Annotated in this window: 12 protein-coding genes, 2 pseudogenes and 1 riboswitch; of the genes and pseudogenes, 11 read left to right on the forward strand and 3 right to left on the reverse strand. The window is 55.9% G+C overall.

Annotation, left to right across the window (positions count from 1 at the left end):
- Genes pilO2 through pilM form a run of 8 tightly spaced genes read left to right on the forward strand, consistent with a single transcriptional unit; the run spans position 1 to position 8,036 of the window.
- Positions 1 to 1,359 carry a type 4b pilus protein PilO2 gene (pilO2, locus tag RYC18_RS13665; RefSeq protein WP_087677446.1) on the forward strand — a complete coding sequence of 453 codons (1,359 nt, stop codon included), beginning with the start codon at positions 1 to 3 and terminating at the stop codon, positions 1,357 to 1,359.
- Complete coding sequence (gene pilP / locus RYC18_RS13670; protein WP_003317569.1) at positions 1,349 to 1,951, forward strand: type IV pilus biogenesis protein PilP; 603 nt, start codon at positions 1,349 to 1,351, stop codon at positions 1,949 to 1,951. Before pilO2 ends, pilP begins: the two co-directional genes overlap by 11 nt.
- Positions 1,948 to 3,579, forward strand: a complete 1,632-nt coding sequence (locus RYC18_RS13675) for a GspE/PulE family protein (RefSeq protein ID WP_087677445.1) — start codon at positions 1,948 to 1,950, stop codon at positions 3,577 to 3,579. Before pilP ends, RYC18_RS13675 begins: the two co-directional genes overlap by 4 nt.
- Positions 3,569 to 4,660, forward strand: coding sequence for a type II secretion system F family protein (locus RYC18_RS13680; protein WP_003348930.1), 1,092 nt, complete (start codon positions 3,569 to 3,571; stop codon positions 4,658 to 4,660). Before RYC18_RS13675 ends, RYC18_RS13680 begins: the two co-directional genes overlap by 11 nt.
- Positions 4,661 to 4,698: 38 nt before the next feature.
- A complete protein-coding gene (locus RYC18_RS13685) occupies positions 4,699 to 5,223 on the forward strand; it encodes a type 4 pilus major pilin (RefSeq protein ID WP_087677444.1) in 525 nt (174 codons plus the stop codon).
- 2 nt (positions 5,224 to 5,225) lie between these two features.
- Entirely contained in the window at positions 5,226 to 6,158 is a 933-nt protein-coding gene (locus RYC18_RS13690) for an ATPase, T2SS/T4P/T4SS family (protein WP_003425013.1), read from the forward strand.
- Positions 6,155 to 7,564, forward strand: coding sequence for a shufflon system plasmid conjugative transfer pilus tip adhesin PilV (gene pilV, locus RYC18_RS13695; RefSeq protein WP_316886255.1), 1,410 nt, complete (start codon positions 6,155 to 6,157; stop codon positions 7,562 to 7,564). Before RYC18_RS13690 ends, pilV begins: the two co-directional genes overlap by 4 nt.
- Positions 7,565 to 7,595: 31 nt before the next feature.
- Positions 7,596 to 8,036 carry a type IV pilus biogenesis protein PilM gene (pilM, locus tag RYC18_RS13700; protein WP_003425016.1) on the forward strand — a complete coding sequence of 147 codons (441 nt, stop codon included), beginning with the start codon at positions 7,596 to 7,598 and terminating at the stop codon, positions 8,034 to 8,036.
- 558 nt (positions 8,037 to 8,594) lie between these two features.
- Here the strand turns inward: pilM and RYC18_RS13705 are convergent.
- Together RYC18_RS13705 and RYC18_RS13710 are read right to left on the reverse strand one after the other, a co-directional pair.
- Positions 8,595 to 9,554: a tyrosine-type recombinase/integrase gene (locus RYC18_RS13705; RefSeq protein WP_087677443.1), complete on the reverse strand. Its 960-nt coding sequence runs from the start codon at positions 9,552 to 9,554 to the stop codon at positions 8,595 to 8,597.
- Positions 9,539 to 10,099, reverse strand: coding sequence for a GNAT family N-acetyltransferase (locus RYC18_RS13710; protein ID WP_003425019.1), 561 nt, complete (start codon positions 10,097 to 10,099; stop codon positions 9,539 to 9,541). The genes RYC18_RS13705 and RYC18_RS13710 overlap by 16 nt, the downstream gene beginning before the upstream one ends.
- Positions 10,100 to 10,291: 192 nt before the next feature.
- On the opposite strand from RYC18_RS13710, the pseudogene RYC18_RS26545 reads away from it, so the two are divergent.
- A pseudogene (locus RYC18_RS26545) lies at positions 10,292 to 11,053 on the forward strand (MCP four helix bundle domain-containing protein); the annotation flags it as partial.
- A gap of 69 nt (positions 11,054 to 11,122) precedes the next feature.
- Positions 11,123 to 11,911: a methyl-accepting chemotaxis protein gene (locus RYC18_RS26550; RefSeq protein WP_410478370.1), complete on the forward strand. Its 789-nt coding sequence runs from the start codon at positions 11,123 to 11,125 to the stop codon at positions 11,909 to 11,911.
- A 115-nt stretch (positions 11,912 to 12,026) separates the two neighbouring features.
- Here the strand turns inward: RYC18_RS26550 and RYC18_RS13720 are convergent.
- Positions 12,027 to 12,362: pseudogene (locus tag RYC18_RS13720) on the reverse strand (DUF1264 domain-containing protein); the annotation flags it as partial.
- Positions 12,363 to 12,454: 92 nt separating this feature from the next.
- Here RYC18_RS13720 and RYC18_RS13725 point away from each other — a divergent pair.
- A complete protein-coding gene (locus RYC18_RS13725; protein WP_005895494.1) occupies positions 12,455 to 12,778 on the forward strand; it encodes a DUF190 domain-containing protein in 324 nt (107 codons plus the stop codon).
- A 95-nt stretch (positions 12,779 to 12,873) separates the two neighbouring features.
- Positions 12,874 to 12,946, forward strand: a riboswitch (Fluoride riboswitch).
- The last annotated feature ends 74 nt before the right edge of the window (positions 12,947 to 13,020 follow it).

Raw genomic sequence — 13,020 nt, forward strand, 5'->3', positions numbered from 1 at the left:
ATGGCGAACCTGTTCTCTCTGATACGAAAGCGCGCTACTCGCCCCCCAACGCCCAGCGATGGCAAAGTTCAGATTCTGACTTATCACGGACGATCTTTCGTTACAGGCCTGCTGTGGCACCCGTTGGGTAGCCTTACCGGCTACATGAAGGAAGCACGCCAGTTTGGTCGCACCCAGCAAATGGACATCGTGGCCATCAGGCATACCGAGTCGGTGATTCAGGCTGGATTTGTTTCGCAGAATGACGGTGCAGTCAAAGGTATGTATTCCCTTGCAGCTGCACTCGCCGGGCAGCTGGGCGCATCGTGGCTGGCTGCCTGGAAGATCGAGGACGCCGAGGATAGATACGCCTTGGTCGCAGTGTACCGAGGTGCGGTCATACCCGGTGCAGACCTGGTAGGCAGCAGTGAGGAAATAAAAAAGAAGGTGGCTCAGCAACTGAGCCGCTCGATGAGCTTCGACAAGATTTTTCTCCCCCCGGAGTTTGGTCGCGGTGGCGAACAATTCGACCCTGAAGCATTGTTGCAGCCATCAAATCTCAAGCGCGAATACAAACTGACACCGCTGGCATTCGGCCTGTCCAGACAGGAACTGCTGAAAGCCGGGGTGATTGGTGCCTTGGTCGTGGCCGGCCTGATTGGGTGGCACCAGTGGAATGAACATAAGCTGCAACTTGCTCGTCAGGCGCAGCAAGCGGCAGAAGCTGCAAGGCAAGCCGAATTGGATGCCCTGAACCAGCGAACAAACTCCCCAGTTGTGATCGAGGCGCTTGTACATCCGTGGGTAAAACAGCCTTCTGTCCCAGTATTTCTTAGAGGCTGTAACGGCGCAATTGACCAGTTACCACCGGCAATCGAAGGATGGCTATTCGTCTCAGCTAAATGCGACGGAACGCTGATGTCAGCCAACTACAACCGGACCGGCAACAGCACCACGCTCGCTTTCAGCGCCGCTACGGCGGGCTACTTTGCAGATACGCCCGCGTTCTACGACGAAGGCAACATGGCCGCGGTGAAGCTCACCTTCGAGCTGCCGCTGGCGGGTGATGACGTTCTGAACCCGGCAACGCAGGCCTTGGACAGCATCACTTCATGGCTGCAAGCCCAGAACGTCCAGCCCAAGATCACGGAAGTACCTGTGACGGTTGTCCAGCCACCAGCTTTGCCTGGCCAGCCAGCCCCTCCACCACCACCGCCTCCGGATTATCGACACTTCGAGATCCGCTACACGAGCCTGTTACCGCCAGCGACTGTTCTTCAAGGCGTGGAAAGCACGGGCATGCGCCTGCGTGAAATCAAAACCGACTTTCAAGACGGCAAATTAACCTGGAACGTCATAGGTGACCTCTATGTGTATTAACCCTCGCGCCTCCATTCTGATGACGTTTCTATTGTCCTGCGTGGCTGCCGGCAACATGGCCGTCGCTGCCGACCCATCTCCCACCGACCTGAGCCGGATCAACATTGGTGAGTTGTCCCAGGTGCAGAGTGAAACCCTGCTCTTCACAGCACAGGCGGCGCGGGCTCGTGCCAAGGAAGACATCGTAAACGGAGCCAAAACAACCACGTCTGTGCCGGTTCAGACTACGCAGAACGCTTACACGACGCCCGCCCCGGCCAGCAACAGCACACCGCAGTTGCCGGTGGTCAAGACCGTGTTCAGGATGAATAACGCTCTGTATGCAACGTTACTGTACGGAAGTGGTTTCGAGGTCGATGCATCTGTTGGTAATGCTGAGCTGCCAGGAGGATTCAAGGTAATCAGCGTGTCACTCGACAGCGTGGTACTGGGCCATGACGGACGCCGGTATCCATTAGGTTTCTCGACCCGGGCACCAAGTGGCTCGGTTGACGCGCCCCAAATGTCACTGCAGACACTCAAGCCTGTAGCTCCGGGGCAGCCCTCGGCTATGAGTCCGCTGTCCAGCATGTCGCAGGAGTTTCAGCGATGAGCGGCGCGGTACGAATTGAGCCAGACATTGAGGCTGATCCGTTGGCACGCCAGGTCGCCCGGCCGACCGCAGTCGTGCAACCGATCACCATTGCCATGCAATCTGACGTGGTCGGAACCGTCCTGACTGCGGAGGGAAATCGGTGGGGGGACATCACCAGCGAGTTGCGTCAGCTCGTTGCCTTGTTAGCACCTGCCCCAGAGGCTGAAGAAGCAGAATTGCTCGTGTCGTCTCAGCACATGCACGACCCTTATGTGATGGCATTTATGGACCGCCTGGACCGAGCCGGCGTGCCGTTTCAGACCATCAGCAGCACGCTCAGCGACATCAAGTCTCTGTATCAGAATGCGGGTAAAGCTTTCGCCGGATCTATAGACAGTACCCAGCGTCAACAAGAGGTGATTCGTATCATCGGCGCGGCCCATGCACGACGTGCTTCCGACGTTCACTTCATCGTTGGCCACGAAATCACCTACATCAAGTTTCGTGAGGACGGTCTCTTGCGGGAGTACGGGCAGATCCAGAGCGCCGTAGGAAACGAGCTCTGTTCTTCACTTTTCAACTCAATGTGTGACGTCAAATCTGAGGGCTACTATCAACCGGAACTGAAACAAGATGCGCGCATGGCTCGCACCTTCCTCGATCAATTGGGACTGTCAGGGGCCCGTGTAGCAACCCGCCCTCTCGTCGAAGGGCCTTTGATGGTGCTGCGACTGATTTATGACGATCAGGAGAAACAGTCCGTCGGCGATCTGGGGTTTCTGCCAGAACAGAATTTGCTGTTCAAGCGGCTGAGAAGTCTTCCTTACGGCGTGATCATATTGACCGGTCCGACTGGATCAGGGAAATCGAAGTCGCTCCAGGTGCAGATCAACCTTCTGGCTGAAGAGTGCAAAGGCACAAAACATATCCTGACCGTTGAGGACCCGCCCGAATATCCGATGCGTGCAAATCAGTCCCCTCTTGGCAGCAATGAGTCATGGGGAGAATCCATTACAAACTCCGTGCGACTCGACCCCGACATACTGATGTATGGGGAGATTCGAGACCTTGAATCAGCTCAGGGGGCACTGCGAGGGGGGATGACCGGCCACCTGGTTTTATCGACTCTGCACACCAACAACGCTGTAGCAGCAATTCCTCGCCTGATCGACATGGGGGCTGATACAAGCCTGGTCACCGACCCAACACTCATTGTCGGCCTTATCAACCAGTCACTGCTGCCAACGCTGTGCAAGAAGTGTCGCGTGCCTGCGCGCAGCCAGATCAGTACCTTGGATCCGCAGCTGGTCGAGCGGCTCGAAAAGATGACCGTGCTGGATCAGGTCTATCTGGCTGGGCCGGGTTGCTCTCTATGCCGTGACGGGGTGAACGGCAGGGCCGCTGTCGCCGAGATTCTTCTCCCGACCCACCGGTTCATGGAGGAGATCCGAAAAAATGGCCCAAGCGCTGCGCGCCAGTATTGGGTCAAGCACATGGGTGGTATCACGAAGGTTGCCCACACGCTCATCAAGATAAATACAGGGCTGATTGACCCGCGCATGGCAGAGGCCGTAGTCGGTCCATTGGATTTTGACAGCTACATGCTGGATGCCGAAGCGCCTGAGGCAGAAGTCCATGCTCAGTAAGGTGATGGATGCCTGGTCTGGGCTTGTAGATGGCTTTTACAGGAACCAGTTTGGAGGCAATGAGCGGATCCGGCTTTACGAGAGCATGACCGCTCTGCTCGAGAACGGGGTGCCGCTCGACCTGGCTCTTGATCGTATTGGATCGATCTACAGTGATGGAGGCCGACGTGCTCGACATCCGATCGCGCTTGCCAGCTATGGCATAGGCAAAGCTGTGGACGGCGGCAAGACGCTGGCCCAGGCCTGCCTTAACTGGGTGCCTTATCAGGAGCACGCCGTTATCAGCGCCGGCGAGAAGTCAGGGAACTTGATCCAGGCATTCAGCGACTGCGTGCGGATCATCGAAGCTCGGCAAAAAGTGATGAAGCTGGTGGTCTCAACGGCCTCGTACCCGGTTTTTGTCTGGAGCCTGATGGCCTACTTGCTGAACGTAATCGCCACCCGGGTGGTGCCGGCCATGAGCCGCTCATCCAACCCAGAAGCCTGGTCCGGCGCACCCATGGTTCTGCACATGATCGCCACCTTTGTGACTAACTGGGGACTTCTGACTTTGTGCCTTGTGGTAGTCCTGGTTGTCACCAGTGTCGTCACTCTGCCTTACTTCCGTGGCCCTTGGCGGACAAGGCTGGAGATCTTGCCTCCCTGGTCAATCTACAAAGCGCTCCACGGCTCAACGTTCCTCCTCAATATCGCGGTCATGCTGCGAGCAAACATCGATCCGCTCGGAGCGTTGGACACGTTAAAGCGTGGGGCAAATCCGTGGCTGCGTGAACGCCTGGAAGCCGCCCACTACGGGGTTCGGATGGGTAAAAACTTTGGGGAGGCTTTAGATCTTTCCGGGCATGAATTCCCAGACCACGAAGCGATTCAATTTCTGATTGTTCTCTCCACTACGCAGAGCTTCTCGGCTGCAGTGCACCGCTACAGCCTTCGCTGGTTGGAGATATCACTGAAACAGGTCGAGCGTTACGCAAAGACACTGTCCCTCGTATCCATGGTTCTGATCGGCCTGTTGATGATTCTGGTCATGGTCGGGGCCTACAGCATGACCGGCAATGCCACACAAGGCATGACGCACTGAGCACTACACCCGTTACCCACATACCCAGGACCACACACATGCAAAACACCAGTCACTCCGCTCGGGCGAACCAGATCGGTTATATCTCGATTGAATTGCTCTTCGTTCTCATCGTTATCCTGATCGGGATGGGCTACGCCCTTTACAACGGTTGGGGCGCGATGGGCAGTTCGGACGTCAACAACGAACAGGGTAACGTCGGTCAATTGATCGCGAACACTCGCAAGCTCAAAGGCAGTACCGGTTACGGAGCGTCAGGGACCGATCTGATCGCCCAGCTCAGCTCGATACGTGGCCTGCCCAATATGTCGTTCTCCAGCGGCAAGCTCTACAACGCCTGGAGTGGCCAGGTCACTGTGGTTGCCAACGGGATGACATTCACCGTGACCGAGGCCGGTTTGCCCCAAGATGCCTGTGTGACACTGGCCACGAAGATTGGACGCGGGCAGAAGGTCACCACCTCTATCAATGGCGGCACAGTTGTGAACGGCGAGGTGAGTTCAGCTGCTGCCACCAGTGGCTGCTCTACTGATAGCAACACGTTGGCTTGGACGGCCTACTGAGCATGAACCCAATTATCGACACGCCTTTTAGTGACCTCTACTTGGGGCCGGATTTTACGGACGTAAAAGGCCTGGATGGCCAGAGCGGACGTGTCGAGGCTCCGGAAAACTGGAAAGAAAGCGCCCTGCTATTACGGGAGGAATGCGCAAAGCATTTTGAAGTGCATCAGGATCCTGAGTTCTCGTTGATCAAAGAAGGAACGGTGCTTCGCGTCACTCAGATACCCGATGCCTTTGGCCAGGCCGTGTTCGTACTGCGCAGATCAAATGCGCAGGTCCGGCAGTTCGACCAATTGGGTTTTCCTGAAGACCTTGTCGAATCGCTACTTACGAAGCAGGTGCGCGGCCTGGTGATTTTTTGCGGCGAGATTTGCACCGGTAAGACGTCAAGCGCAGCTTCGCTGATCATCGCCAGGCTAAATGCGTGCGGTGGGATCGCGTTGGCTGCAGAGGATCCAGCTGAGACAGATTTGAACGGTCGTCACGGACCTGGTCGTTGCATCCAGATGCAGGTTTCGAGACGCAATGGCGGGTATGAGGAGGCTTTGATGAGAGGCCTCCGCTCTGGCGCGGACATGATGCTTATCGGTGAGATCAGAGACACCCCCACGGCAGTTCAGGCAGTGCGAGCGGCAATCAATGGCCTGTTCATCATCACCACAGTTCACGCGGGAACAGTACCGCAGGCGATCGAGCGAGTAGCGACTCTTGCGGAGCCGGCCATCAGCAACGTCCGATCAATTCTGTCACAGGGTTTGGTAGCTGTAGCTGCGCTTGCCCTCGAAGGTGAAGGCGAAATGCGACATCTGAAGATCCAGAGCCTTTCACTGACTGGACCTGACGGCCCTGGTATTCGCGAGAAGATCCGTTCGAATCAGATCGCGATGCTTAGCCAGGATGTGGATCAACAATCGAACAGGAGCCTCTGGGGATGAATGTTCTCAAGCATGGCCAGACCAGAAAGAATGGTTTTGTGGTGATCGAGCTGCTCTTCGGCCTGATCATTTTCGCCATTGCGTCGGCCATAGGCGTCTCGCTGATGGCCGACAGGATGGATGCGCAGAACTATCAAATCGCAGCTCAGCAGCAGCAGCAGCAGATCGCAGAGGCCGCTTCTAAATACTTGAAGGACAATTTCGCAACGGTCTATGGATCGGCGGGCACAACCACGCCTGCGACGATTACCCCTCAGATGCTACGCAACACCAACTATCTGCCAGCCAGCTTCAGTGACACAAATGCATTCGGTCAAAGCTTCGTGGTGCTTGCTCGAAGGGTCAACGTCAACCAGCTCGAATCCATCGTGATCACTACCGGTGGCCAGGCTATCGATGAGATCGGTACCCGGACGATTGCGGAAAATATGGGTGCGCCGGGTGGCTTCATCCCGTTCAACAACACCGGCGTTATCCAAGGAGTACGAGGCGGCTGGCAACTTGCGCTGAGCAACTATGGGATCAACCCAGGCGTTGGCCACACTGCGAGTGCCTTGTTTCTCCAGGATGGCACGCTCTCCAACGACTACCTGTACCGCAACGCCATCCCAGGAAAGCCTGAACTCAATCGCATGAACACGGCGCTCAGTATGGGAGGAAACAATGTCAACGATGTGGCTGCATTGAACGCCTCTGGAACAGTGACGGTTGGAGGTAATGTCGACACTGCTGGGTCAGTGAACGCCGTTGGCAATGTGAGTGCCTCGGGATCTGTCACAGCCCAGGGGAATGTGAGTGCGTCGGGGAGCGTCACAGCCCAGAGCAACGTCATCGCTGCAGGTGATGTATACGCGCAGTCGGTGAATGCCTCGGCCAACCTCACGGGGGCGGCTGCCCGCATATCAGGCGAGACTGTCACAGGCGGTTGGTTTCGCACTCAGGGCGACACCGGCTGGTACAGCGAAAAATGGGGTGGTGGCTGGTACATGAGTGACTCGGACTGGGTTCGGGTCTACGGCGACAAGAACCTCTACACAGCCGGGAACATCCGGGGTGGGACAGTGACTTCGGAAGGTCGCGCGACCGTCGGTGAATACCTGCAGCTGAATGGCGTTGCAACTGCCGGCACTGCCTGTGCTGCAAACGGTATGGTTGGTCGAACCAGTACGGGTCGATCCCTTTCTTGTGATAACCAGGTCTGGGTGGTGAACGGTTCCAGTGCCCCTACCTGCACGGCAAAAACCATCCCCGGCTACGACGCAAACGACGTCACTACCTACGCTTGCCCAGTCGGCTACACAAAAGTTGGTTGGGACACGGCCGGCTCAGGCCAACGATTCAGCAGTACCCCAGGAATCGTGGTCGGCCAGAACGATTACGCCACCATTTTCTGTTGTCAGTTCTGACCAGGCTCATAACTGTCATCGAGGACGTAGAGTGAACATTTACTGGCTTGCAATGGTGGTGATTACAGCAGTGCTCGGAATGGTTTATGAGAAGTCACACCAGGCAGAACAGAGCTCCCAGACCGTAGAAATCTCCTTGATTGCTCATAACGTCCTCGTCTACAGAAATGCCTTGGCCGAGTATGCCTACGCTCACAAAGCTGCATCAGGAACGGTGGCCGATAACCAGTTGGCACTGCCCACCTGGTACGCGCGTTACCCTGGGGTGGAGGGAGTGATCGATGCTGGACGAAGTTACGCGTTCGTCGGATCCCCTCCTCCCGGTCTTGTTTCAGAGATGATCAATTTGACTGGGGGGTCGCTGGCCATCGGAACGGCGTCGTCTGGCAGCCTTGTCACCCCGTCATCTGGTAACGTGGGGGTCGCACTGCCGGCGACAGTACCCAACGGCGCAGCCGTGGCGTACCAATGAGTCAATTGACGGATCGTCACAGATGCGAACAGAAAGGCAGCAGGGGCGCATGCCCCTGCTGGTGTTGCTTAGACTTGTTGAATTAGTCGAATCAGACGAATAGACCAGTAAACGGTCTGCAGCGCTCTAATCAACTCTTCAGGTATGAATCGCAGCATGGCGATGTCCTCGCAGAGTGAATGGGATCAGGATTAGGCTCCTGACATATCCACACGACAGCGAGTAAACCCCCTAGAGGAGTTGACGCAGAGGGTTACCAGCAATACTCTGAGATTTCCTAGGTCCCGTTGTATGCGTCATGTGTTGCACCGATGTTAAACGCAAGAAAATTGCATTGCCACCTGATAAAGACAGTGATGCACTCTGCCCCCGCCTCGCGCGGGGGTTTTTATGACTACGCGATTTTCGTAGAAATGGTGTTTTGAGGTATCTGGAAGCATCCGGGAGACCTCTACGAGCCTTTCCGTCAAATTTCGAGATTTGGAGTGAGCAGTAATTACCAACCTTAATTCTCCGACGAGTGGTAGTGGTTGAAGGGTGGCCCACAATCCGCGGTTCTCAGTATTTGACTTTAAACGTCGGAGAGTCTTCCGGCCGCTGGCCGCGCCGATCATACAAACGCGTCGTGCTGATGTTTGCGTGCCCCAGCCAGATCTGCACCTTGGCAATGTCCGCGTCATGCTCAAGCGCGTTTGTCGCCGCCGTGGCCCGCAAACCATGGACGCCCAGACCATCAACCTTGATGCCGGCAGACATCGCCCAATGACACACGATCTTATAAATGCCATCGGCGCTCAGCCCGGTACCAGAGGCGCGACCTCGTAGTGACCTAAACAGCGACCCATTCCCTGCTCCTCGCTCAAGATCCTTTTCCATATATGCGTAGATACGTTCGGCGGCCACGGGGTGCAGCGGTAGCCAGCGCAGCTTGCCGCCTTTGCCGTTCACCCGCAGGTGCTTAATGCCCCGTCGCTCCTGCAAGTCGCTGGTTTTCAACTGCGCGCCCTCCTCCCGGCGCAGGCAGTGGTACAGCAGCACGGCCAGCACAGCACGATCTCGTAGTCCCTTGAGGCTGTCAGCCGGCGGCGCATCGAGAAGCGCCTTGGCCTGGTGGTCCGCGAGCGCGGGCGTCTTCCCTTCGTTGCTTTCGATCCGGGGCCGCTTGACGCCGTGGACCGGATTGCCCCCTGCCACTGCATTGTTCTCGAGCAGATGATCAAACAGGCTGGCAAGCGCGGCGAGTTTACGCCGGATCGTTGCTCCGGCCAGACCACGCTGCTCCAACCGAGCGCGCCAGGCCAGGACATGTGCGCGCGTCACGGCCCGAAACTCTTCGGCCCCGGCCAAGCCGACGAAACTGCAGAAGTCTTGTAGGTCGATCTGATACGCCCGGCGGGTACGTGGATTATCGATATTGGCAAACCACTCCACGGCTGAGGGTACAGCCGTCAGTTGCTGGAACTCCGCCGCCGTAAGCCGACGTCCGCCATCCTCAATTGAGATCAATTCTCCCGGCATGGACCGTACTCCGCGTCCCATTTAGCCTTAATAGCAGGCCACTCATCCGATGCCATGAGCTCACGCTGCAAGCGCTCATGGATCGGCTCAGGCACTAGGTGCTGCCAGCGATCCATTTCGGCGATCATTTCCATGCTACGAATCTCATCTCCGATTACGGCTCCCACCGCCGCAAAACGTATCCGCGCCTTGTGCCAGAATCCATCTGATGTGCCAAATTGATACAGGGGCACTATGGGCAGGTGGTGCTTTTGCCAGAGTTGCCAGAGCGCGCTTAAGGCGAACCCGCGTCGTCGATAATCTGCGTCGATTTCGATCTTGTCGATGTAGAGCCGGTCCTGCAGCGGGTTGATGCAGTAATCAATGTGGCCCACTCGCTTGCCCTCGACCTCCAGCCTGGCCAAATAGTCCATCCCAGGGAAAACGAAGTTGCCTCGTGGCGCTGCTTGCTCCTGAACCAACAAACTCAACTTGTGCGCCACCTGAATCATCATTTCAGCTTCGCGTCTATGAAAATAATGCCGAACTGGCTCAATGATAGACATACGGTCAGCCCTCCTGAATTAGCGTGATAACGTATTTCTTACATTGGTAAGTAACGGCCATAACCGACAATGGTACGCATGCGCCGCCGGGGGACGTGGTGTCAACGAGCTGACGAACAGCCATAATCCTTCACGATTTCTAGCCGATAGCTTCAAGACCAGGCCTCTGGCCATCTTGCAGTGGGAAGTCCTATGCGGCTCAGAAATATAAACCTCGCTCCACGCGCCACCTTGTTTTTTTCGGCCATCATTTTGCTGGTCGTGGTCTTGGGCGTCATCGCCATACTGCAGATGGGCAAGCTTCGCGATACGGAAAAGGATGTCGAACTGAATTGGCTACCCAGTATTCGGCAAACCGCGATGATGAACTCCACCGTCCTTCGCGTCCGGTTGGAGACCCAGCGGGCCGTTGCCGATCCTCAAACCGTTCAGCAGACCATCGTCAAATTTCCTGCCTACCGGAAAGCCATGAAGGATGCGGTCTATAACTATGAGACCCTCATTGCGAGTGACCAGGAGCGACAGTTGTTCTTGGCCGTGAAAAAGTCCTACGACGATTACGCAAGCCAACTGGATCTGCTGGAACCTTTGTTGAAGGCAGGCGACACCGCTTCGATTGTCAAACTCGTCGCTACCGGTATACGTCCCCTCACGAACCAAATGGAAACTCAGGTCGAGGAATTAACACAATTCAATAACAAAGGCGCTGCGCTTGCCGGTGTTCAAGCGACGCAAGTTTATGATTCAGGTCTTTACATCGTCATCGGCCTGATTATCTTCGTCGCGCTCCTGACTCTTTGTTTGGCAACTCTTCTAACCAAAACGATTACGTCGCCCATCGGGAGCGCCCTTAGCGTCGCCGAACGCATTGCCTCAAGCGACCTGACGAAGGAGGTTGAGGTAAGCGGTACCGACGAGGCAGGCAGGCTTTTGAGCGCGTTGGCCACGATGCAGCAGAACCTTCGAAGCACGATCACGCAGATCGCTGACTCCTCATCCCAACTGGCTGCCGCCTCGGAAGAAATGACCGCGGTGACTGAGCAATCCAGCCTTGGCCTGGTGTCGCAGAATGATGAAGTAAATCAGGCTGCAACTGCTGTCACCGAGATGAGCGCTGCAGTGGACGAGGTAGCACGCAATGCCGAATCAGCTTCCGAAGAGTCCAGGAAAGGTCAGGGCTATACGGAGGTTGGTTTGGAGCGTGTATCGCAGACGCTTAAGTCCATCGAAAAGCTGTCGAGCAACGTGCGCGACACCAGCGAGCAGATCACTGGCTTGTCCAATCGTGCACAGAACATTTCCAAAGTGGTTGAGGTGATCAGAGCCATTGCTGAGCAGACCAATCTGCTTGCGCTCAATGCCGCGATCGAGGCCGCTAGGGCGGGTGAACAAGGCCGAGGCTTCGCAGTCGTTGCCGACGAAGTTCGAGCCCTCGCTCACCGCACGCAAGTGTCTACGCAAGAAATTGAGCAGATGATTCAGGCCATTCAGAACGATTCTGACCAGGCCGTGAAGGCGATGGCCACCAGCAGAGAACTGGCTGCAGAATCCCTAAGCGTCGCAGGCGATGCCAGCAGTTCGCTTGACCAGATCGCGACAGCTATTACGGGCATCAACGAGCGTAACATTCTCATCGCCACCGCTTCGGAAGAACAGGCGCACGTCGCCCGGGAAGTCGATCGCAATCTGGTTAGCATTCGCGAGCTGGCCTCCCAAAGTTCTGCAGGTGCAAGCCAGACTGCAAGCGCTTGCAACGAGATGTCGAAGCTTGCGGTTAATCTGAATCAGCTGGTCAATCGTTTCAAGGTTTAAGGTATTCACGTACGTCAGCGGACTCGTCCGATGTCCTTGGATATCGGACCTAGACTGTCTGGCGATATACCGTCCTCCCTGAGCCTGAGCCTGCAGGGATTGCACAGTCTATTGGCTATTGGGTTGATCGGCTGTTTGTGTTTTGTGGGGTGGGTGACGTTGCGGGCCCGTGAAGATGTCCCGTAGGATCATTGATCTGAATTGTCTTCCCATGCTGCCATCCATCCGCACCTGGATCTGCTTTGGGGATCTGAATATCGGCTCGTTGAGCTTTGATTGCCGACTTGACGATTCCCAAGCGTTGGTTGCGTTGTTGCTGCATTGCGGGATCAGCCTGGCCGTCAGCTGTGATCCCCATCATCAGTTGTGGAACACCTAGGGGAAGTGTTTTGTCTTGATCGGTGTGCCAGGTGTGCCACGTCTTGCCATAGGTATGAGCCAGTCGCTCCACCCGGTCAGCAATACACGTCGTGGGCTCGCTGGTAATGACGGCTGCCGGGCTTCTGTCCTATCAAATAATCAGCACGCGCTGAGAAGAGGAATATGAAAGGTTTTCTGGTGACTTTCTTTACTCAACAAAATCGTCGCTATCAGGGAAAGATGCTCGGCGACTGGGTCGTTGATTTGGCGAAAGAAATGGGACTGCGGGGTGCGACCCTGTCCACAGGTATCGAAGGCTTTGGGCATACCGGCCGGCTGCATTCCTCGCATTTTTTTGAACTAGCGGATCAGCCTACCGAAATTCGTATGGCCATTACCGAGGACGAATCTGAACAGTTATTCAAGCGATTGGAGCTTGAAGATATCTCGTTGTTTTACATAAAAACCCCAGTTGAGCTGGGCTTCGTCGGAACAGAGGTCACCTAGTTTGGCCCTCTTTCATAAGCGGTGACTCGAAGACGCCTTCGCTTGCCTCGTACTCCGAAACACGATTTTACATTTTGGACAGACCTAGCTAAGATCGGCGCATTGGAGATGGCATTCCTCCATTAACCAAACGCTGCGCCCGTAGCAGCTGATGATGCCTACAGAAACCTGATCGATCAGGTCTGTAGGCGTTCGCGCTCAGATTCCCTTTTTGGTCAGGCCCACTTACTTTTTTGTGGCTG

The sequence above is a fragment of the Pseudomonas syringae group sp. 247E2 genome (assembly GCF_032587795.1).
In the GTDB taxonomy this organism is placed as follows: Bacteria; Pseudomonadota; Gammaproteobacteria; order Pseudomonadales; family Pseudomonadaceae; genus Aquipseudomonas; species Aquipseudomonas amygdali.